This window comes from Syntrophobacter fumaroxidans MPOB (assembly GCF_000014965.1).
GTDB lineage: Bacteria > Desulfobacterota > Syntrophobacteria > Syntrophobacterales > Syntrophobacteraceae > Syntrophobacter > Syntrophobacter fumaroxidans.
The window spans coordinates 728,399-749,230 of record NC_008554.1 but is presented as its reverse complement, the minus strand read 5'-3'; the positions used below and the strand labels follow the sequence as shown (position 1 = coordinate 749,230).

The following is a 20,832-nucleotide window of genomic DNA, read 5'->3' as shown; positions in this document are numbered from 1 at the left end:
TTTTAGATGACATTTCTGTTGACTTGGCGTCAATAGTGCAGTCAATATGTCCGCACACACGGACAAAAACCCTGGGGGTACGAAATGCCCGGCAAAATCTTGATGGTCGATGACGAGCAGGATATGCTCTCGCTCCTGTCCCGCATACTGTCCGACCGGACGGACCATGAGATCACGTCCGTCGACGATCCCCTGCAGGTGACGGAACTGCTCAAGAAGAACGATTACGACCTGGTCATCACGGATTTGCGGATGCCGGGTCGCGACGGCCTGGGAGTCATGGAGGCCGTGAAACAGAAGAATCCGAACACCGCGGTCATCATCATGACCGCCTACGGAACCATCGAATCAGCCATCGAGGCGACCCGCAAGGGCGCGTTCGATTATGTCACCAAGCCGTTCCGAAAGGAACGCATCCTCCACGTCGTCGATCAGGCCTTGAAATGGCAGCAATTGCAGAAAGAGAACACTTACCTGCGGGAACGGCTCGAGGGAAAGTCGCAGTTCGCGTCTCTTATCGGCTCCAGTCGCGCCATGCGGACGCTGCACAACCAGATCGATCGCGTGGCGAAGACGAGCGCGACGGTGCTGATCACTGGGGAGAGCGGCACGGGCAAGGAACTGGTGGCCCGAGAGCTTCACAAGCACAGTCTGCGCAAGGATGAACAGTTTATTCCGCTGAACTGCAGCACTCTGCCGGAGTCCATTATCGAAAGCGAGCTGTTCGGCCACCTTCGCGGCTCTTTCACCGGAGCGCTGCGGGACAAGAAGGGATTGATCGAGGAAGCCAATCACGGCACCCTCTTTCTCGATGAGATCGGCGACCTGAGCATGGCGATGCAGGTGAAGCTGCTCCGGCTTTTGCAGGAAGGCGAATACAAGGCCATCGGCTCGAATACCATAAGAAGGGTGGATATACGGTTCATTGCGGCCACCAACCAGAATCTCCACGAAAAGATCAGGAGGGGCGAATTCCGCGAGGACCTTTTCTACCGTCTGAACGTGATCAACATCGTTGTGCCGCCTTTGCGGGAGCGGCTGGACGACATTCCCCTGCTGGTCCACAGTTTTCTCGAAAAATACAATGTTCTGCACCACAAGAACATCAAGCGGGTCTCCCCCGTGACGCTGAACGCCCTGATGCAAAGAGATTGGCCGGGAAATGTCCGGGAGCTCGAGAACACCATCGAACGCGGGGTGATCATGGCCTCCGGAAACACCCTGGAAACCGAAGACGTCACGCTCCCCTGCCGCGAAGCTCCTTCCTCCGAAACTCCGTTGTTCTCGGAGGGCGACATCTATTCCATGCCGTTCAAGGAAGCCAAGGACAAGCTCATCGAGGAGTTTCAGTCACAATACATCTCCAAGGCGCTCGCCCGGCATTCCGGCAACGTTTCGCAGGCGGCACGGGAATCGGGGCTCAAGAGACAATACCTGCACCGCCTGATGCGTGAAACCAACGTCGATTCAAAGACGTTCAAGAAGCAAGGTCCGACGGACTGACCTGCGCCTTTCGTCTGCGTTCCTCGCGGGCGACTTTGCGTTCGTAGGCGGATTCGATCTTGGCCACGAGCTCGTCCATCGCACACGGTTTCAGAAGATACTCGTAGCCGCCCAGTCGCATGATCTCCACGGCGATGTCCACGGAAGCGTGCCCCGTCAGTATGATCACCTCGAGATCCCGGTGCGTTTTCTTGATTTCGGCCAGGGCTTCGATCCCGCTGATCTCGGGCATCCTCACGTCGAGCAGCACGACGTCGTAAGGCCGGTTGTTCAATTCCTCCAGGGCCTCTCTTGCGCTTCCCGCAGTATTGGCTTCGACCCCCTGCACGCCGAGCAGTTTGCGAAGCGTGATCCTGAACCTCTCCTCGTCATCGACGATCAGCACCTTCGGTTTGCCTGTCATCCCGTTGTTCCTTTCCTGCGACCGACCGGAAGCCGCACCGCAAAGGTCGTTCCCTTTCCGACTTCACTGGCCACCGTGATCCGGCCGTCCAGTTTGGTGATTATCCCATGGCAGATGGAAAGCCCGAGTCCCGTGCCTTTCCCCGGGGGCTTGGTGGTGAAGAAAGGGTCGAAAATCTTGTCCCTGTTCTCTTCGGGAATGCCGCAGCCGGTGTCGCTCACCGAAAGCTCCACGTATCCGTTGTCCACGACCCTCGTGGCGACGGTGATGCACCCGCCCGCATCGATCGCGGCATTGGCGTTGATCAGCAGGTTGAGGACCACCTGCCTGAGCTGTGGAGCATCGGTCTGCACCACCGGCAAGTCGGGCTGGTAGTCTCTGTCGATCTTGATCTTGCGCTTGACGGCCTCCCTCTCCACGAGTCGCACCATGTCCTCGACCAGCTTGTTGATGTCCGTCGTCTGGATGAGAGGTTCCCGCTTTCTGGCAAAATCCAGGAGCTTATGCGTGATTTCCCGGCAGCGGTCGACCTGCTTGCCTATTTCCATAAGGGAGTCGAGGAATTCCGCCAGGTTTCCGCCTCCGCCCGTGCCCGCATCCTTTGCCTGGTGCTTCATCCATTCGACTTCCTGCCCGATGATCGCCAACGGATTGTTGATTTCATGGGCGATTCCGGAGGAAAGCTCGCCTATGGCGGCAAGCTTCTGCGACTGGATGAGTTGTCGATCCAGGGACAGTTTCTGCTCGTTCGCCTTTGCCAGCTGCAGCACCAGTTTTCGGGTGAGTAAAAACGCGCAGCACAACACGGGTAGGGAAATCAGACCGAATTCGGGGCCGGCCTTGATCCAGAGAAGCACGCCGAGCCCCGCTATCAGCAGGGCGATCAGGTATGGAAACCAGGCGCGTCGGAGAGCCATAAAATTTTCAACGATCTTCATGATGGTCGTTCATTCTGCAATCCGTACCGGCATGAAAAACCACGTTCGAATGGGGACAGGGAGGACGGGACCTTCGCCCGCGAGCACTCTATCCGGCCTCTAGCCCCGCCGGAGCTTTTCCTCGTGGATCGATTTTCTCTCGCGCGCCTGCCGGATCTTCTCCATCAGTTCATCGAAATCCGCGGGCTTGATGACGTAGTCGAACGCACCCAACTGCATTCCCTGCATGCCCGACTCGACGGAAGCGTGCCCCGTGAGCATGATGACCTCCATGAGGGGTCTCTTTTTCTTCATCTCCTTAAGGGTTTCTATGCCGTCCAGTCCGGGCATTCTGACGTCCAGGATCACCACGTCGAAATGCTCCGTTTCGAGATATTTCAACGCTTCCACGCCGCTGGTCAGGCCGACGGCGTCCACTTTGCGCTTTCTCAAGCGTTTCACGATGGTTTCCAGGAAATCGGTCTCATCATCGACAACCAGTACTCTGAAGCCTTCCATAAGCATGCCTTTCACAAGAAAGTCCCGATGACGCCGCACGCCTTGCGATCCGAATCCGGGGGGGGGCATCTTCAACCGCAGGCCCCCTCAGGCCGTCGCATGGTTGACGATAGGCAAGTGAATGGAAAACGTGGTCCCCTTGCCGACCTGGCTTGCCACCTTGATTGTGCCTCCCAGTTTTTCAACGATGGAATAGCTGATGGAAAGCCCGAGTCCCGTCCCCTTGCCGACTTCCTTGGTGGTGAAAAAGGGGTCGAAAACCCTGCCCAGCACTTCGCTCGGAATGCCCGGTCCGTCATCGGCGATGGAAACGCTCAACTCCCTGTTCTTGAGATCATATCCGGTCGATATGGTAATGACGCCGTTCTTCCCGATCGCATCGATGGCGTTGTTGAGGATATTGAGGAAAACCTGCTGGAGTTGAGATGAATCGCTCGTAGTCGTTGGCATATCGGGATCGAGCGTCGTGCGGATCTCGATGTTTCGATAGTGCGCCTCGTTTTTCAGAAAGTCGACGGTCTCCTCGATCACCCGGTTCATGGTCACCTGTTCCTGGATGGGTTCCATGCGCCTGGCGAACCCGAGCAGGCGATGCGTCACTTTTCTGGCCCGTTCCACATGATAATCGATCTTTTTCACCGCATCGTCAAATTCCTTGAAGTTCTCACTTGCCTCGACATCTTCTTCGCTCAAAAGGTCCTTCATCCAGCCGACCTTTTCTTTGATCACGGCAAGCGGGTTGTTCACCTCGTGGGCAATCCCCGCAGCGAGCTTTCCCAGCGCGGCCATCTTGCTCGACTGCACGAGCCCCGCATCCAGCGCCGCTTTTTCACGGTCCGTCTTGACCAGTTGCCGCACCACGGCGTTGCTGACCAGGAGCGTCCCCATGACGATCACCAGCACCCCACCCAGCACCAGGGCGATCACCAGCACCCGGGTCCTCAGGATCGGCGTCAGATTCTCCAGGGGATCCTCCTTGATGACAAGAAGCCACTGTTTGTCCTTGAGCCACACGATCCCGTACAGGGCTTCCTCGCCGCCGAGCTCCGTTTCTTCCACGCGCGCTCCCTGAAACTTCGGGAAAATCGGGTAGCCGACCTTGCCGAGAAGCTCCCCGCCGAAACGCGGTGAAGTTTGCAGGATGTTGTCCTTGTTCATCAGGAAGGCATCGCCTTTCATCCCGATCTGCGCCGCCTTCACCATGGCTTCGAAGATGTCCGTGTTGATGGTCGCCCGCAAAATCCAGGTCTTCTCTCCCTCGCGACGCATGATCGCGATCACGAAATGCGGGAATTTCCGGAACCCGGTGAAGACGTCGCTGATGTAGATTCCCCGGAGCATCGTCTCTCCGAACCACTCTTCGTTCCTGTAGTTCAGACCTTTGAGCTGATACGGACCGACATAGGCCACGTGATTGCCCTCGGCGTCGATGATGCCCACGTCGACGAACGACTTCGATCGCATCTGCAGCAGCGTGAAGACTCTCGTCAGGTATCTTTCATCCCCCAGTTGATCGATGGAGTTGGTGTACACCAGGGTGTTCAGCTGCGACACGCGCTCGTCCAGAAAGAGATCGACGGCGTTGGCCCTGTTCTCCGTCAGCGTTCTGAGACTCTCCATGACCTTGGCCTTGTAGGAAACGCTGAACTGGTAGTAGATGCTGAATCCGACCACGAAAAGGGGCACGAGCGAGAAACTCAACGTCGTCGCTACGATTTTCCAGTGCAGTTTTCGGTAGCTTCTGTCTTCCATTCTCATCATCCTGAACCCCCGGGGCACCGGGAGGGGGAGGAGCATCCGGATCGAATCCGAATCAGCGTGAATACACATCGGTCGCAGGCCGGCTTTGTCCCGCGCCCGATGATCGTGTTGCCGGGAACTGCGGGTCGGAGCACGAGAACGACCCCGATCGGTTTGGCACAATCATTGACATTCAGCAGAAACGCCGCCGCGTCGGATCAGGTCTTTGGGCGACACGCCCCCCATACGTCGGCGGCAATAATCCGAGGGCCGGTTTCACTGCATCTTCGGCAAACAGTCGACCTCGTCCCCCGTTGAACACGTCTGGGTGAAACCGTTCTCGAATTCCAACTCCGAAAGGACTCGAAAAGCATCCCCATATTCCTCGTCGGTGACTTTACGGTCAAGCGGAGGAAGGTTCAGCGCCTTGTGAGCGGGAAAGTACTGGTTCATGAGACTGACCCACAGCTCCGGCCCGATGTGCTCGGCAAGGAAGGCGAAACTGCCTCTCGTTCCCGCCGCGTCTGCCGGCAGCACCAGGTGACGGACCATCATCCCCCTGCAGGCAACGCCGTCGCCGTTCGTTTGGAGCGGCCCCACCTGCCGCCACATTTCCAGCAGCGCCCGTCGGTTGAACGCGACGTAGTCGGCGCAGCCGGAATAGCGCAAGGCCGTCCGCGGGTCGGAATACTTAATGTCCGGCAGGTAGATGTCGACGATCCCGTTCAGAAGGCGCAGGGTCTCCTCCGTCTCATAGCCGCTGGTGTTGTAGACGATGGGAACGCGCAGCCCCAGCGGCACGGCAAGCACCAGGGCTTCCAGGAACCCCGCCATCTGGTGGGTGGAGGTGACGAGATTGATGTTGTGCGCGCCCCCGGCCTGAAGCTCCAGCATCGCCTCCGCAAGCTCACGCGCGGAAAAGCCGCGGCCGACACCCATCTGGCTGATGGGATAGTTCTGACAGAATACGCACCTCAGAGCGCATCCGGAAAAGAATACGGTTCCCGAACCGCGCGTCCCGGATATCGGTGGTTCCTCCCACGGATGGATGCCGACGGCCGCAATCTCGATCCCGCTTCCGGTGCCGCACACCCCCAGCTCTCCCCGGCTGCGATCGACCCTGCAGCGCCGCGGACACATCACGCACCGGGAGAGGAGCCGGCGCATCGCCGCGGCCCTTCCGCTCAGCCTTCCTTCACGGTGCAATCGCATGTACCCGGGTTCGGGCGCGGAGGCCGGCTTCCCATCCCCGTTCGTACCGCTTCCGCCCGTCCCGCCGCGGCGGACCTGCTCACCCGTCTCGTCCATCATTTCCCGGAGAGCCACTTCTTCCCGTCCCACTGTCCCGCAAGGGTTCCCGACATGGAGACATCGTAGCCGCCGAGCTCGGAAACCATCTTTCGAAACCTGCCGGACGTGATGATCTCCATGAGAAGGCCCATCTTCGGATCTTCCCAGAACGATTCGGGGATCACCAGGTCGTAGCGCTCCTCGGCGACCGGGATAAAATCGAGACCGAGCGCCCGTGCCGCGGCGAAAATGGCCATGCCCGCGTCTGCCCGCCCGGAAAGGACCGTGACCGCAATCGCCATGTGGGTGAACTCTTCCTGGTCATACCCGCGGATTTCCTCCGGAGCGAGTTCTTCCTTGCGCAAGCAGTAGTCGAAGAGGATTCGGGTACCGGAACCCCCCTGGCGATTGATGAAGGCCACGTCCGGCCGCGCCAAATCCCGCACTCCACGGACCCCGGCGGGGTTTCCCCTGCGAACGAGCAGTCCCTGCTGACGCACGGCCAGGGTCACCAGCCGGATCGGAACACCCTGGAGGTAACGTTCCACGTAGGAATGGTTGTAGCCGCCCGTGGCGGGGTCCAGCAGGTGGGAGCCCGCCAGATGCGTCTGCGCGCGCCTCACCGCCATCAGTCCTCCGAGGCTTCCGACATTGCCGGACGACAGCTGCATGCGGCCGTCCCGGCGTTTGATCTCGTTGGCGAGCACATCGATGGTATTGTCGTGGCTTCCGATCATGATCATCGTGTGGTCGAGCTGCTCTTTGGGTCTGAGCAGTCTCACGCGGACGATTTCGCCCTGGTCGAGCCCTTCGAGCTCCTGGGGAACCCTGAGAATGCCGTCCGCCCTGGTGAGCGACGTGATCACGCCGGCGCCCCGCTGCAGGGGCATGGCGATGAGTTTGCCCTGAACCCGTCCCAGGATGACGCGCACGAATTCTTCCAATCCGAGCTTCGACGGCGTTTTCCGTGCGATCTCGGCGTCCACTTCATCGTAGGAAGGACAGGGCAATCCCTGGAGCCGGTACAGCAGAGGCCGCACGAACTGCTCGAAGGCCAGTATCGCGGAAACCGGAAATCCGGGAACCCCGACCACGGGCTTACCGCGGACGATCCCGAGAATAGTCGGCTTGCCGGGCATCATCGTGACCCCGTGCACGAGCACTTCCCCCAGTTCGGCAACGACCGCCGCCGTGAAATCCTCGGACCCGGCGGAAGAACCGGCGTTGATGAGGACCAGGTCCGCCTCCGAATCCACGGCCCTCGCCAGCCCTTCCCGTATGCCGGCATAGTCGTCGGCAATGATTTCCCGCAGCTCGGCAACCCCCCCGCATTCCTCGACCATGCCGCTCAACACCGTGCCGTTGAATTCGACGATCTCCCCGGGTGCCGCCTCCCCGGCACGGCTCGCCGGAATGAGTTCCGTTCCGGTCGGCTGAATCCACACCTTCGGACGGGCATAACAGCTGACGCTCAGCACCCCGGCCGCGAGCAACGCCCCCACGTCGGGCGGCCGAATCCGGTGGTGCTCGGGCAGCAGCAGCTCTCCCGCGACGATGTCCTCGCCCACCTTGCGCACGTGCTGCCAGGGAAATGCCGCCGCACGTATCTCCATCGTCGATTCGTCCACCTGATCGACATGCTCGATCATGATCACGGCATCCGTATCGGACGGCAGCGGGTCGCCGGTATCCACCGGGAATGCGGTCTTCCCCACCTGCAGCCGGATGGGAGTGGTGTCCCCGGCCCCGAACGTGTCCCGGGCCCTGACCGCAATGCCGTCCATGGCGGACCCGTGATAGTGGGGAACGGAACGATCGGCGATCACCGGACCGGCGGTCGTCCGGTGCAGCGCATGCGTCGTGGGAACGGTTTCCACCGCGCACCTCCGCTCCGGGTCCGCACCCATCCAAAGCGCGGCGGCCTCCTCGAGCGTTTTCATTTTCAGGTAAACGTTTCTACTTGGCTTTTCCATGAGTCTTTCGTCTCTTCGTCGCGCTCACCCCAAGACCCCGCTGATCACCGCCCGCAAACCGCCGGCCAGACCAGCCTGTCCGGAATCGAGGCAATGATGTCTCCAACCCGTGTCACACCGGGCGCTGAAAGCCGAACCGATCGAAGAATTCCTTTCTGAACTTGTTGCCGCTGCCGAGGTTGACTTCCCCCACGTAGACCTGCTCGAGCTGGTCGAGCTCGATCTGCACCCAGGGGTCGAGGGAATCCAGCCCTTTCACCCATCGCCTGAAATCATCCTTGTCCAACATCCTCGGGGGACCGATGACGAAACTTCCCCCGCCGTGGTGATGCACCCTGCGGCCGTTCAGCAACGCGTTGTAGTCCGCCGTATTCACCCCCACCACCGGTACGAAGTTGTCGAAGGCGCGAACCATCGCCCCCGTCTTCCAGTGCCCTCGCAGAACGGGGAACACGCTCATGTTGAAGATGATCTCCACCCCCTGGTCCACCAGTTGCCGACCCGCTTCGGGCTGCCCCCAGAAATCGATGCACACGGGAAGACCGATCTTCCCGAAGTCCGTCACGAAGGCACGGAACAAGCCGTCCCCGGGCGATATTCCCAGCTCGTTCCGCTCCAGGCTGCCGACATTGCGCTTGCGCTGCCGCCCCAGGATCTGGCCCGACCGGTTGAAAATCGTTGCAGTGTTGTAGAGCTTGTCTCCATCGCTTTCAACGATTCCGGCGACGATATAGGCCTTCAACTGCCGAGCCGCCCCTCCCAGTTCCTTCTCCCCCTGAAACGGGAAGTATTCCGGGAAGCAGATGATATCGAGCTTCTCGGTCCGGCACTTTTCCAGAAGTTGCAGGGCATGCCCGAGGTTTCTCGGATCGTCGAACAATGGGTATGGTTTCGGCTGGATAATGGCGATTCTCACGTGGTCCTTCATTTCGACTCCATGCCGCGGGCGCCGGCCTTTCAAGGCCGCGGCACCCGCTCAAGCCCATTTCACGTCGGCGAAACAGGGAAAATGGTCGGATGGGTAACGCCCGCTTTCCTGGTCGCGGACCACGACCTGATCCAGGACCCGCATATCCCGGCTCGCCAGGACCCAGTCCATGCGCGCGATCTGGGGGATCCCGGTGAACTTGTGATAGGTCATGCCGCTCTCGTCTTCGCTCCTTCCCAGGGCCTCCCAGCAATCCTGGAGAACATCGGTCAGCAGCCGGTGGGCAGGCGAACCGGGAACATCGTTGAAATCTCCCATCAGGATACAGCTCCCGTCGCGTCCACAGGCCCATTCGGCGACGCGCTCGGCCTGAGCGGCCCGCGCCGCGTCCCCGATATGATCCAGGTGCGTTACGCCCACCCACACCGCGCGTCCATCCTCCAGACTTTCGAAGCGCCCGAAGCTGATCATCCTCGGGAATGCGCTGTCCCAGGACTTGCTGCGATGCACCCGGGGCGTCAGGGACAGCCAGAACTCATCCCCCTCCAGGGGACGCATGACGTCGCGCCTGTAAAAGAGTGTCGGATACTGGCAGGACTCGTCCCAAAACCGTCGGGGAGCATACAGTTCGTAGCCCTGGAGATGCTCCTCGAGAAAGCGCAGCTGACTCACCATCCCCTCCTGGGTCCCGAGAACCGAAGGACCGTATCGAGCCACAATCCTGGCGACCATGTCCCGACGGCAGCCCCACCGGTTTTCTCCGTCGGAATCATTCTCGAAACGCAGATTGAAGGTCATCACGCGCATCAGCCTCGCCCCCTCCATGTACCGCCCTCCGGCCGATCCGTCATTCTTGCCGCGGATTGCGAATTCTCCGGTGTCCAACTCGATTCGATTTTTATGAATAGCACAAAACGAACGCATACAGCACTCCGGAATGAGCCTTCATTTTTATTTTACCCGGACGGAGATGCACCGGTCCACCCTGAAAACCCGCCCGAAGCCGCCGCCCGAAACGTTGCACGCGGCCGCGACCGCAGGCGGGGAACCGGCCAACGAGCTCCTGCGATACGACCGGACTCCGAATGTCCGCGCCCGCTCGCCGGCGACATCGCCCCAGTTTGCTCACGGATGCACAATCCTTTTTTTGTCAAAACCGGCACCGCACCACCCGGTTGGTTCGAAGGGGGAATCCCTTGCCAGGCGCCCCATTCCGGAAAATTCTCACAATAGGGGCGTGTTGTGCAATGCTTCACCCCATAATGCACAGTCCTGTGCATTCATTGAAGAATAGACGCAAAATCGGCATCTTGCTTTTTTTCTTGACAACCGAAACGAGAAGCGATTAAGTAGTCCGAACCTTGTGAAAAATAATTTTTGAAGTGGCGCCAGGTCTTGTTTTACGGGTCTCGGCGGCATCTTTTCGGTTTGGTTTCGGGTGTCTTGTTTTTTTGGTTCTTTTTGGATCGCACAATACTTGTAAATCGGAACAATCGAGGCTGTCCTATGAAAGAAGAGAACAAGAGCGCTTCCGGTAAGGTGGTGGGGGGAGTCGTCTTTGCTGTGGGGTTCATCGGCGCGTTGGTATTCGGCTGGGTGATCGGCCCCGACCTCCTGTACTCCCAGAAGGCCCAGCCCATCAACTTCAGTCATGTGGCACACCAGGACACCACCTGCGAAGACTGTCATGCTTTCCGCCCGGACGGCACGTATGTCGGTATTCCGAAAATCGACAAGTGTAAGGAATGCCACGAGAGTCAGATGGGACAGGAGAAATCGGAGCAGATCCTGGTGGACGAATACATCCAGAAGGAACGCGAGGTTCCCTGGCTGGTGTATGCCTGGCAGCCGGACAACGTCTTCTTTTCTCACGCTCCTCACCAGGCCAAGGGCGTCAAGTGCGAGAGCTGTCACCGGCCGGTGAAGGAGGAGAAGGTCGTTCCCTATTTTTACGAGAATCGTCTCACCGGGTACAGCAAGTCGACCATGAAGATGGTCGACTGCGAGAAGTGCCACGCCGAGCAGAACGGCAGCAACAATTGTGAAATCTGCCATAAGTAGTACGGTTGCAGGTCATCCTTTAGGGGTTACGGATATATTTTCAATAAAATACATACGCCGTTCATGAGAGGGTTGATCGAATGAAGGTTGGGAGGAGAGCTGTATTACAGTTTATGGCTGGAGCGGTGGGCGGCACCCTGCTCTCACCACTGCCGTGGAAGCTGACGGATGACGCCGCGATCTGGTCACAGAACTGGTTCTGGCGCCCATCCCCGGCACGGGGTGAGATAACCCGCAAACCGACCGTTTGTGCTCTGTGCGAAGGAGGCTGCGGCGTCCAGGCCAGGCTGGTCGACGGCAAGCGCGCCATCCTGCTGGAGGGGAACCCGAATCACCCCGTCAACCAGGGCGGCATATGCGCGCTGGGGGCCGCGGGTCTTCAGTTCCTGTACGCTCCGTACAGGATTGCGCAGCCGCTCAAGCAGACCAAGAGGCGGGGAGATCCGACGGGATTCCAACCCATCGCGTGGAACGAAGCCGTCGGTGAACTGGCCAAGAAGCTCGGTCAAATGCGTGCCGACGGCAAGCCCAACGGCCTGGCCGGCATCACGAGGCGTCGGTGCAGCAGCATGGATGCCTTGCTGAACCAGTTCTTTGCCGCCTACGGTTCTCCGAACCTGTTCAAGATGCCGGCGCACGCAGACAGCCTCAAGCTCGCGGGTGCCGTCACCACGGGCCGTGAAGCGCCGTTCGGCTGCAATATCGAGGACGCTCCGTACATCCTGAGTTTCGGGGCCGGCCTGGTTGAGGGCTGGGGTTCTCCGGGCCGCATGCAGGCCGCGTTCCGGCGTTGGCGCCAGGGCGGCAAGAGCGCCGCGAAGATTGTCCAGGTGGATTCCCGCTGTTCGACGACGGCCGCCATGGCGGACCGGTGGATTGCGGTGCCCCCGGGCACCGAGGCGGCCCTTGCGCTCGGCATCGCGCACCTGATGGTCAAGGACAAGCTCTACGACGCCGAATTCATGGCCGACCGGGTCTTCGGCTTCGAGGACTGGACGGACAGCCAGGGCAAGAACCACAAGGGTTTCAAGTTCCTGGTGCAGACCGATGCCTACACGCCGGAGGCGATTTCGAAGCTCACCGGTGTCGACCCCGCCAAGATTCGTGAGCTGGCCAAGGAATTCGGCACTCAGAAGGGTGCCGTGGCCGTTTGGGGCCAACCCCAGGGAAGCGTCCCCAAGGATATGTACAACGAGCTCAGCTTTCTGGCTTTGAACGCGCTCAAGGGCAACATCAAGGCGGGAGGAGCGATCGGCCTAGCCCCCGAGGTGCCGCTCGGCGCCCTTCCCGAACTGCCGGGCGACCCTTCGGCTTTGAAGGGGCTCAAGCAACTGCGCCTGGACCTTGCCTCCTCGCAAAAGGGCCCTCCGCCCGTTCTGCCCGGCAATAACCTGCATGGGTTCCTCGACGCGGTTTCCAATGGGGGCAAGTACCCCATCGAAGTCATGTTGGTTCACGAGGCCAATCCCGCGTACGGGCTTTGCGAAAACAAGCTCTTCCAGCAGGCTCTGACCAAGATCGGGACCCTCGTTTCCCTTTCGTCATATATGGATGAAACGGCGCAACAGGCGGATCTGATCCTGCCCATTCACACCGCTTTCGAGGGATTCGACGACGTCATCGGCATTCCCGGCGCGCCGTATGCCTACTACGGCGTATGCGCTCCGGTCCTGAAGCCGCATCTGAACACCAAGGCGGCCGGAGACATTGTCATGTCGGTTGCCAAGCAGTTGGGAGGCTCCATCGCGGCGGCCCTCCCCTGGGCTTCCCATGAGGAGTATCTGAAGAAGCGCGCTGAGGGGTTGGCGGCGTCCGCCAGGGGTGCCTTGGCCGACAAGAAGGGGGTGGAGCTGTGGAAGCTTCAGCCTGAGGAGGCGGTCAAGCCCAACTACAAGGATGGGGCCGATCTCTGGAAGAAGCTGGCCGGCGGGGCCTGCTGGTACGACGCGCCCGTCGATCCGCTCAAGGATCTCAAGACGGAGTCCGGAAAGTTCGAGCTTGCGGCGCAGCTTCTCCTGGCCAAGGGACAGACCGGAGACGACGACCAGGTTTACCTGCCGCACTTTTCCCAAGTGCCGCCTCGCGGGAGCGACAAGGATTATCCGCTCCTGCTGGTGACGTACCAGATGTCCGCGCTGGCCGATCGGGATCTCGCCAATCCGCCGTTCATGACCAAGACGGTGTTCGATTTCATTCTCAGGCAGAACGATCAGTTCGTGGAGATCAATCCCGCCACGGCATCGGAGCTCGGAATGGCCGAGGGCGATTCCGCGGTCCTGAAGACGCCGCAGGGCGAGGTCCCGGTGCGGGTGCACCTCTACGCCGGGGCGCGGCCCAAGGTGGTCTATCTTGCTCAGGGTTTGGGCCACAAGGCCTATGACGAATACATCAAGGACAAGGGTGTCAATGCGAACGGTGTGGTCGAAGTCCAGCTGGACCGGGTCACCGGCCTCGGGACCGTTTGGGCTGCTCGTGCTCATTTGCGTCGCGCCTAGGGGGGTATAATCCGTGAGCGATACAGGACATTCGGAAGGCAAGCTTCGTTACGGCATGGTGATCGACCTCGACAAGTGCACCGGCTGCATGGCATGCAGCGTGGCCTGTCAGGCGGAAAACAATATTTCGTTTCGCGCCGACGAGTCGAATAAGCTCCGTTCGATCACATGGATGGAGATTTACCATCTGAACAACGGCAAGGGGTATCCCGACTACCAGTTCGCTTACCTGCCCAGGCCTTGCATGCACTGTGATGCGCCGCACCATTCCCCGTGCACCTTCGTGTGCCCGGTGAATGCCACCACGCGGGATGAGCGCAACGGCCTCGTGACGCACATCTATCCGCGCTGCATCGGCTGCCGGTACTGTATGGTGGCGTGCCCCTACCATGCCCGCGACTTCAACTGGTGGGATCCGGCATGGCCGAAACCCATGGAATCGATGCTCAGCCCGGAGGTCAGCCCCCGGATGCGCGGCGTGGTCGAGAAGTGTACCTTCTGCAGCCACCGCATGATGAAGGCAAGGTCCAAGGCATACCTCGACAAGGCGGACCTCGAAGCCGTCGAATATACGCCGGCGTGCGCCGAAGCCTGCCCGACGAAGGCCATCACCTTCGGAAACATCAGGGATGCCAACAGCGAAGTGGGAAAGCTCATCAAGGATCCCAGGGCTTTCAGGATTCTGGCCAAGCTGCACACCGAACCCAAGGTCTACTATCTGAGCGGGCACGAATGGGTTCGCAAACAAGCGGACAATGTGGTGAAGGGTTGAGGCGGGTTGGAATTGCCGCCGTCAGGGTTTCTGCTCATCGGTTAGGCTGTTTTAGCATTACTCACTGTCAATGCACCAGAATGAGGGGTCGAGAATGGATAAGGCATTGATTCCCGAAGGATTGAAGCGCTGTCCGCTTCCCGTGTTTGGGATCTGGGCGCTGATTCTCCTCGCTATCATAGGATGGGGAGTGGGTGCCGGGGCCATGGTCTTGCTAAAAGCGCTGAATGTCACCGGGTTGAACGACTACTTCGGCTTCGGGGCATACATTACGGTTGACCTCGCGATCATTGCGCTTGGAGCCGGAGCGTTTTTCTCGGGCTTTTTATATTATGGTTTGTCCCGTTTCTTCCCGGCGCTCAAGGAACTCTACAAGATCATCAATCTCGCGGTCATCATCGGGTTCGTCTGCTACACCGGCGCCATCGTCATCCTGCTCCTCGAAATCGGGCAACCCGTTCGGGGCTGGTTTCCATACTGGCACGCCAATGTGCACTCGATGCTCACCGAAGTGATCTTCTGCATCACCTGTTACGCCATCGTGCTGCTCATCGAATACGTGCCGATCATTCTGGAAAACCGTAAGCTGCAGGAGCACAAGGCGGTGAGAGTATTCGGCCACAGCCTGCACGATTGCATGGCGATCTTCGCCCTCACCGGCACGTTTCTGAGCTTCTTCCACCAAGGCTCGCTGGGCGGCGTGGCCGGCGTCCTCTTCGCGCGCCCCTTCGCCTTTCGAGGCGGCTTCTTCATCTGGCCGTGGACGTTCTTCCTCTTCATCCTGTCCGCCATCGCTTCCGGACCGGCGTTCACGGCGCTCGTCTGCCGGGCGATCGAGAAGGTGAGCCGCAAGAAGCTCGTCGATTACAGCGTTTATGAGCTCATCGGCAAGATCGTCGCCGGCCTGCTGAGTTTCTACATCGTGTTGAAAATCATCGACACGCTTTACTGGGCATTCGTTCAATCCCCGGAATTCGGATTCACCCTGGGTGATTTCTATCATGGCTCCGCCTACGGCATATGGCTCCTCATCACCGAGATCATCATCTGCGGCGTGATCCCGGCGGCGGTTCTGCTCACGCCCAAAGGCAGGAAGAACAGCTTCCTCCTCTTTCTCATGTTCTTCCTCGACATCGTGGGGGTGTCGCTCAACCGCTACGTCATGACCGTGCAGGCCATTGCCGCCCCGGTGATGCCCTTCGACAAGTGGGAAGTCTATATGCCCACGGTTTACGAGGTGGCCCCCTCGCTGGCCATGCTGGCTTATTGCGTGCTGATCATTTCCTTGTCGTACCGGTACCTGCCCCTCTTTCCGAGGGAGAAGGAGCTGAACGCGGTGTACAAGTAAGCTGCCTCGATTCCTGGTTTGAGTATTCACACGGATACCCGGACCGGTTCGCACGCCTTCCGGAGGGCCGCTCAGGCCCCGGAAGGCGTTTTTCTTTGTCTCCTTTTCGACACCCCGGGGGACCGACCCCTGTCGATGTCGCGTCACGGCTTTTTGTTTGACTCTCCGGGTGCCGAATGTTAGCTTTTGAAACAAACCGCTTAGGATTTATGGGCATAACGCTTCGAGACGACAACGATTCGGAGGGCACATGAATTCCTTTCTGCGGCGATGTCGGGGGGACGGGTGGTGGACTGCGTCGCTCCCGGTGAAGTGCATTCCGGGCGCGGGCGGATTCGTCCCGGGTTTGAGGGATCCCCGGGGCGCGTGGCGCCGGTCCGGAAGGGCTCAAGGCCCGCCCCTTGTATGCGACGGCCTGACCAACCCTTTGGGGAGGGTCGCGGCTTATCCCTGCCCGCAGGGAATCGTGCTTTCCCCTCCCTGTGGGCGGAAGGGCTCTATTTGGATTTGCGTCTCCCGGATGGACGCTCGGTCGGGAGCGGAAGGGGAGTTTGCGCCCCGGACGGTTAAGCTCCCGGCACCATAACGAATTGAAACCATGTCTGACAAATTGAGACTATTGGACCTTTTCGAAGGGAAACGTCATCAACTGACGATCCTGACTGTAAGCGTCCTCGCTTTTCTCGTGCTCGAGCTTTTGATATACATGGCGGCGGCCGGACAGGCCGGGCAGAAATCACGCGTCATCGTCACCGACCCGAAGACCGGGGGCAGCGTTTACGAAGCAAACGGCACGGCGCTCACCAGTTACGAGAGGATGGTGTTCGAGAACAATCACGGTCCTCTCCAGAACTACAGCGTGCGCATCGACACCCGGGAGGTGCCCTTTCCTTTCCGGGCATGGATTTCGGCTGCGGTGGGAGTGCCGGTCGGCTTGGCGCTGCTTGTGTCCTTCCTGGTCAAGGTTTACCTGCTGCTGCTCTACGGCGATGACAGGCGCGCTGCGCAAGGCGAACCGGGAGCCCCGCTCGAGACGGCGGGGCGCTTTGGCTCGCTGTTTCGCCGACTCCACCAGGTTTCCGTCTTTCACATCGGTTTTGCGGTCCTTTTATGCGTGCTGCTGCTGTGGATGATCCCCAACGCGGTGGAGGACTTCGCCAGGGCCGGCATGACCGCGGTCCGCGAATACCAGTGGTTCTTCCTTGGGGCCTCGTTTTTCGTGGGAGGTCTCATCGTCTGGGTGATCTACCTGCGTTACCGCCTGTCGAGGCAGATGTTGGAGAATCAACTGGATCTCGAGAAATTCCGAGTGGAAAAACAGTACCTTTTGCAGTGCGAACAGGCTCGATTGCTCCCGGAAGCTGCAAGTGAAACGCAGGAAGGGTGAACCTAGGGTTCACGTCGCGAAGGATATGTAAATGTGGTTCAAGAACCCGTTCAAGAAGAGGCCTCCCAAACCCAAGGCCGACGAGGAAGCTCGGCAGGACCCGACAAGCATCAACGAGGGAATATACTATCTGTACCTCATCATCGGGCTGCAGGTGCTCTTCGTGCTTGTCCTGGCGTCCATCATCATGGTGGTGGGCAAAGTCATGGCCACTCCCGTGTGGGTGTTTCTGTTCGCGTTCGCCATGTGCATCGGCGGCGGATACACCATATACCGAAAAGCCAAGAAGCAATTTCAAAAGTTCCGTGACACCATCAGCCGCACGGATCTGTCCAACCGCAATTACGAAATCAGCTTCATGGGAGGGATGCTCACGATGAGGGTGGAACAGGCGCCCCCTCGGCCTCTCCTGGAAGCCCCGCAACCCAATGTCGTGGAAACCAAGACCATCGAAGGGGAGACGATCCGGTAAGCGGACGTGTCCCTCTCAGCCGCGCAAAACGGAGGTCCGTTCAAGCTTGCACCACACCTGCCCGGCGGGAGGTTGGGCGGGACAAAACCCGCCTTGGCGGCGGCCTTGCCAACTCAAGAGTTGACAAGGAACACAGTGGCCCCGATCGTGGGCACGAAAAACCCTGCCCACCCTTGCATGAGCCGTTGTGCCGGTCAGACGTACACGGGGAGGGCTTTTGCCCTCCCGCCGAACGCACTCATCTTGAACGCAAAATCGTATCAGCCGGCATCTCCGCCACCCCCGGCACGTTCACCTGAGCGGCGGTCGCAGGGTCCTTCCCATTCCCGGAAACGGGGACCGGCGCGCTATCCGAAAACCGTGCTGACGAATTCTTCCGCGGGGGGCCTGACGAGGATGGTATCCTTGAGCCACCTGGCATCATCCTTCTGTGGATGGTCGAGGTTGTAGTGCAGGCCGCGACTCTCCTTGCGCAGTATGGCGCTGCGAATGATGAGCTCGGCCACCAGCGCCAGGTTCTGCAACTCCACCAGATCGCTGTGAATGGGAATGTTGGGCATGTGTTCCCGGATTTCCATTCGAATGTGCGCGATGTGATTCTGAGCGAGCGCCAGCCGTTTGTCCGTCCGGACAATACCGACGTAATTCCACATCAGCCTGCGGATAATGTCCCAGTTGTGAGCGATGAGCACCATTTCACTGTTGAGCGGGTCGCTCTGCGCGCGCCGCGGCACAGGCCAGACGCCTATCTTGGGTAATCCCTCCTTGTGCCACAGTTCCATGCGCCGCGCGCAGTCAATGGCCGCCTGGTGGGCCATCACCATCGCTTCGAGCAGCGAATTGCTCGCCAGCCGGTTTGCGCCGTGCAGACCGGTGCACGCGCATTCCCCGATGGCGTAGAGGCGGTCGAGCGTGCTCAGGCCGTTGAGGTCGGTCAAAATGCCGCCGCACATGTAGTGAGCGGCCGGCACCACCGGCATTGGGTCCCGCGTGATGTCGATGCCCAGCGACAGGCACTTCTCGTAGATTCCCGGAAACCGCTTTTTCAGAACTTCGGGGTCCTTGTGACTGATATCCAGAAACACGCAATCATCGCCCGTTTTCTTCATTTCGCTGTCGATGGCCCGCGCCACGACGTCTCTAAAGGCGAGGTCCTTGAGGGGATGGTAGTGTTCCATGAAGGCCCTGCCCCGTCGGTCGATGAGGCGGCCCCCTTCGCCGCGCACCGCTTCCGAGATGAGGAAGTTCTTGGCCTGGGGATGATAGAGGCAAGTCGGGTGGAACTGGACGAATTCCAGGTTGGCGAGGGTCGCGCCGGCCCGGTAGGCGATGGCGAGTCCGTCCCCGGTCGCCACATCCGGATTGGAGGTGTAGAGATAGACCTTTCCCGCCCCGCCGGTACAAAGGAGGATGGCGTGGGCCCGGAAGACGTGTATCTCCTGCGCGGCCGTGTCCAGCACGTAAGCGCCGCGACAGATATCCTGCTGCTGCAGGGTGACGGATCCCGCCTTGATCGACTGGTGCTGCACCAGGAGGTCCAGCACCAGGTGATTTTCGAATATGGAGATGTTCGGATTGGCCTCCGCCGCGCCGATGAGCACTTTCTCCACGGCCTGACCGGTCATGTCGTGAGCGTGCAGGATACGGTTGCGGCTGTGTCCTCCTTCGCGCCCGAGGTCGAACTGGCCCGAGCTCGAGACGCTCGCATTGAAGGGCACGCCCAGCTCAACCAGTTCCCGGATGCGGTCCGGTCCCGTCCTGACGACCAGATCCACGGCGTCCTGGTGGCATAGACCGTCGCCGGCATTCAGGGTATCCTGGATGTGCAGCTGGAAGGAATCGTCGGGCCCCACCACGGACGCGATCCCGCCCTGGGCGTAATTTGTGCTCGTCTCCAGCTTGTCCTTTTTCGTTACGATCGCCACACTGCCGTTCCTGGACGCCTTGAGCGCAAAAGTCAGCCCGGCGATGCCGCTGCCGATTACAAGGTAGTCGAATTGAAAATCCATGGCTTGTTTCCACTCTGAGGAAAAAGCGGTCCGCGCCCGAGCGGGACTGAGGCCGAGCTGCGAACAACCGGTTGTCATTTCAAGCAGCGGCGAGGACTGCCGCACCTCCCGAGGTCCGGCCGACCCGCTTCGCTCGACGTGCAGTGTCCCTGAAGACGTGAGGCAATCCGGCGTGAGGCCGTCCCCCGGGGCGCTCCACGGGGAAAAACTCCATGAGTCATTGACAGTCGGTACTCTATTCTATAAGTAAGACCATGTAAAGGCTTCTGCTCTCGACGACGCGGCGAACCTCCCCATGAATTCGCGCATTGCGCAACGGATCGGCAAGATGGAAATGGTGAAACGACAGCGGACGGATGTGGTTTTCCCGGCCCCACCAAAGGTGGTCGCCTTCGATTGCGACGGTGTGCTCTTCGATTCCAGGGAAGCGAATATTCACTTCTACAGCCACATCCTGGAACAGGTGGGCCGGCCCCCGGTGCGTCCCGACCAGGTCGAATTCATCCACATGCACCCGGTTCGCGAATCGCTGATGTACCTTCTCGAGGACGGACCGTTGTTCGACGAGGCGTACCAGTACTTCAAAAAGATCGATTTCACTCCGTTCGACACCTATCTGCGCATGGAGCCCGGCATCGAGAACGCGCTCCGGTTCGCCAAGTCGCATTTTCTAACGGCCCTGGCCACGAACCGTACGGTTTCCACCCTCGAGCTTCTGGCCCGCTACGGACTGCGCAAGTATTTCGATCTTGTCGTTTCCGCATCCGACGTCGATCACCCGAAACCCCACCCCGGGGAGATGGACCGAATTCGTGCATTCTTCCGGGTCGGCGCCGAAGAAATCGTGTACGTAGGGGATTCCACCGTCGACGAAGAGTTCGCCGCCAACACCGGAGTTTTCTTCGTCGCCTACAAGAACCGTCGCCTGAAGGCACATTACTACATCGATCACCTGAAGGACCTCACGGTTCTGCTGGAATCCTGCCGAAGCGAATCCGCCAACGGAACGTAACCT

General features: G+C 59.8%; 17 protein-coding genes. 8 read left to right on the top strand and 9 right to left on the bottom strand.

The window, feature by feature from the left end:
- Window positions 1-84: 84 nt before the first annotated feature.
- Window positions 85-1,503: a sigma-54-dependent transcriptional regulator gene (locus SFUM_RS03190; RefSeq protein ID WP_011697493.1), complete on the top strand. Its 1,419-nt coding sequence runs from the start codon at window positions 85-87 to the stop codon at window positions 1,501-1,503.
- Here the strand turns inward: SFUM_RS03190 and SFUM_RS03185 are convergent.
- From SFUM_RS03185 to SFUM_RS03150, 8 genes are all read right to left on the bottom strand, one after another.
- Window positions 1,478-1,906 carry a response regulator gene (locus SFUM_RS03185; RefSeq protein ID WP_011697492.1) on the bottom strand — a complete coding sequence of 143 codons (429 nt, stop codon included), beginning with the start codon at window positions 1,904-1,906 and terminating at the stop codon, window positions 1,478-1,480. The two genes, SFUM_RS03190 and SFUM_RS03185, sit on opposite strands and share 26 nt — an antisense overlap.
- On the bottom strand, window positions 1,903-2,844 hold the full coding sequence (locus SFUM_RS03180) for a sensor histidine kinase (RefSeq protein ID WP_011697491.1): 942 nt from the start codon (window positions 2,842-2,844) through the stop codon (window positions 1,903-1,905). The genes SFUM_RS03185 and SFUM_RS03180 overlap by 4 nt, the downstream gene beginning before the upstream one ends.
- Before the next feature lie 99 nt (window positions 2,845-2,943).
- Window positions 2,944-3,342 (bottom strand): response regulator, encoded by a 399-nt coding sequence (locus SFUM_RS03175; protein WP_041439726.1) that lies wholly within the window; start codon window positions 3,340-3,342, stop codon window positions 2,944-2,946.
- Between the two features lie 87 nt (window positions 3,343-3,429).
- Window positions 3,430-5,094, bottom strand: coding sequence for a sensor histidine kinase (locus tag SFUM_RS03170; RefSeq protein WP_041439723.1), 1,665 nt, complete (start codon window positions 5,092-5,094; stop codon window positions 3,430-3,432).
- Window positions 5,095-5,358: 264 nt separating this feature from the next.
- On the bottom strand, window positions 5,359-6,423 hold the full coding sequence (locus SFUM_RS03165; protein ID WP_208597095.1) for a radical SAM protein: 1,065 nt from the start codon (window positions 6,421-6,423) through the stop codon (window positions 5,359-5,361).
- Window positions 6,390-8,345 carry a molybdopterin biosynthesis protein gene (locus SFUM_RS03160; protein WP_011697487.1) on the bottom strand — a complete coding sequence of 652 codons (1,956 nt, stop codon included), beginning with the start codon at window positions 8,343-8,345 and terminating at the stop codon, window positions 6,390-6,392. Before SFUM_RS03160 ends, SFUM_RS03165 begins: the two co-directional genes overlap by 34 nt.
- Before the next feature lie 112 nt (window positions 8,346-8,457).
- A complete protein-coding gene (locus SFUM_RS03155) occupies window positions 8,458-9,273 on the bottom strand; it encodes a carbon-nitrogen hydrolase family protein (RefSeq protein ID WP_011697486.1) in 816 nt (271 codons plus the stop codon).
- Between the two features lie 48 nt (window positions 9,274-9,321).
- Window positions 9,322-10,098, bottom strand: coding sequence for an endonuclease/exonuclease/phosphatase family protein (locus SFUM_RS03150; protein WP_208597094.1), 777 nt, complete (start codon window positions 10,096-10,098; stop codon window positions 9,322-9,324).
- Between the two features lie 681 nt (window positions 10,099-10,779).
- Here SFUM_RS03150 and qrcA point away from each other — a divergent pair.
- From qrcA to SFUM_RS03120, 6 genes are all read left to right on the top strand, one after another.
- Window positions 10,780-11,334 carry a menaquinone reductase multiheme cytochrome c subunit QrcA gene (gene qrcA / locus SFUM_RS03145; RefSeq protein ID WP_011697483.1) on the top strand — a complete coding sequence of 185 codons (555 nt, stop codon included), beginning with the start codon at window positions 10,780-10,782 and terminating at the stop codon, window positions 11,332-11,334.
- A 113-nt stretch (window positions 11,335-11,447) separates the two neighbouring features.
- Window positions 11,448-13,829: a molybdopterin-containing oxidoreductase family protein gene (locus SFUM_RS03140; protein WP_041439722.1), complete on the top strand. Its 2,382-nt coding sequence runs from the start codon at window positions 11,448-11,450 to the stop codon at window positions 13,827-13,829.
- Between the two features lie 13 nt (window positions 13,830-13,842).
- A complete protein-coding gene (gene qrcC, locus SFUM_RS03135) occupies window positions 13,843-14,601 on the top strand; it encodes a menaquinone reductase iron-sulfur cluster-binding subunit QrcC (protein ID WP_011697481.1) in 759 nt (252 codons plus the stop codon).
- Window positions 14,602-14,695: 94 nt separating this feature from the next.
- A complete protein-coding gene (gene qrcD, locus SFUM_RS03130) occupies window positions 14,696-15,949 on the top strand; it encodes a menaquinone reductase integral membrane subunit QrcD (protein WP_011697480.1) in 1,254 nt (417 codons plus the stop codon).
- Between the two features lie 598 nt (window positions 15,950-16,547).
- Window positions 16,548-17,336 (top strand): hypothetical protein, encoded by a 789-nt coding sequence (locus SFUM_RS03125; protein WP_011697479.1) that lies wholly within the window; start codon window positions 16,548-16,550, stop codon window positions 17,334-17,336.
- 31 nt (window positions 17,337-17,367) lie between these two features.
- A complete protein-coding gene (locus SFUM_RS03120; protein ID WP_011697478.1) occupies window positions 17,368-17,808 on the top strand; it encodes a hypothetical protein in 441 nt (146 codons plus the stop codon).
- 347 nt (window positions 17,809-18,155) lie between these two features.
- Here the strand turns inward: SFUM_RS03120 and nadB are convergent, their stop codons facing one another.
- Entirely contained in the window at window positions 18,156-19,817 is a 1,662-nt protein-coding gene (gene nadB, locus SFUM_RS03115) for an L-aspartate oxidase (RefSeq protein ID WP_041439714.1), read from the bottom strand.
- Between the two features lie 295 nt (window positions 19,818-20,112).
- Here nadB and SFUM_RS03110 point away from each other — a divergent pair, with 295 nt between their 5' ends.
- On the top strand, window positions 20,113-20,829 hold the full coding sequence (locus SFUM_RS03110) for an HAD family hydrolase (RefSeq protein WP_011697476.1): 717 nt from the start codon (window positions 20,113-20,115) through the stop codon (window positions 20,827-20,829).
- Window positions 20,830-20,832 lie beyond the last annotated feature (3 nt).

Bases quoted from the DNA above. Each gene is read 5' to 3' on its own strand.
- SFUM_RS03150 (WP_208597094.1), bottom strand. From the start codon at position 10,098: ATGGAGGGGGCGAGGCTGATGCGCGTGATGACCTTCAATCTGCGTTTC.
- SFUM_RS03160 (WP_011697487.1), bottom strand. From the start codon at position 8,345: ATGGAAAAGCCAAGTAGAAACGTTTACCTGAAAATGAAAACGCTCGAG.
- qrcA (WP_011697483.1), top strand. From the start codon at position 10,780: ATGAAAGAAGAGAACAAGAGCGCTTCCGGTAAGGTGGTGGGGGGAGTC.
- SFUM_RS03190 (WP_011697493.1), top strand. From the start codon at position 85: ATGCCCGGCAAAATCTTGATGGTCGATGACGAGCAGGATATGCTCTCG.
- SFUM_RS03120 (WP_011697478.1), top strand. From the start codon at position 17,368: ATGTGGTTCAAGAACCCGTTCAAGAAGAGGCCTCCCAAACCCAAGGCC.
- SFUM_RS03110 (WP_011697476.1), top strand. From the start codon at position 20,113: ATGAATTCGCGCATTGCGCAACGGATCGGCAAGATGGAAATGGTGAAA.
- SFUM_RS03180 (WP_011697491.1), bottom strand. From the start codon at position 2,844: ATGAAGATCGTTGAAAATTTTATGGCTCTCCGACGCGCCTGGTTTCCA.
- qrcD (WP_011697480.1), top strand. From the start codon at position 14,696: ATGGATAAGGCATTGATTCCCGAAGGATTGAAGCGCTGTCCGCTTCCC.
- SFUM_RS03185 (WP_011697492.1), bottom strand. From the start codon at position 1,906: ATGACAGGCAAACCGAAGGTGCTGATCGTCGATGACGAGGAGAGGTTC.
- SFUM_RS03155 (WP_011697486.1), bottom strand. From the start codon at position 9,273: ATGAAGGACCACGTGAGAATCGCCATTATCCAGCCGAAACCATACCCA.
- SFUM_RS03170 (WP_041439723.1), bottom strand. From the start codon at position 5,094: ATGGAAGACAGAAGCTACCGAAAACTGCACTGGAAAATCGTAGCGACG.
- nadB (WP_041439714.1), bottom strand. From the start codon at position 19,817: ATGGATTTTCAATTCGACTACCTTGTAATCGGCAGCGGCATCGCCGGG.
- SFUM_RS03140 (WP_041439722.1), top strand. From the start codon at position 11,448: ATGGCTGGAGCGGTGGGCGGCACCCTGCTCTCACCACTGCCGTGGAAG.
- SFUM_RS03175 (WP_041439726.1), bottom strand. From the start codon at position 3,342: ATGGAAGGCTTCAGAGTACTGGTTGTCGATGATGAGACCGATTTCCTG.
- SFUM_RS03125 (WP_011697479.1), top strand. From the start codon at position 16,548: ATGTCTGACAAATTGAGACTATTGGACCTTTTCGAAGGGAAACGTCAT.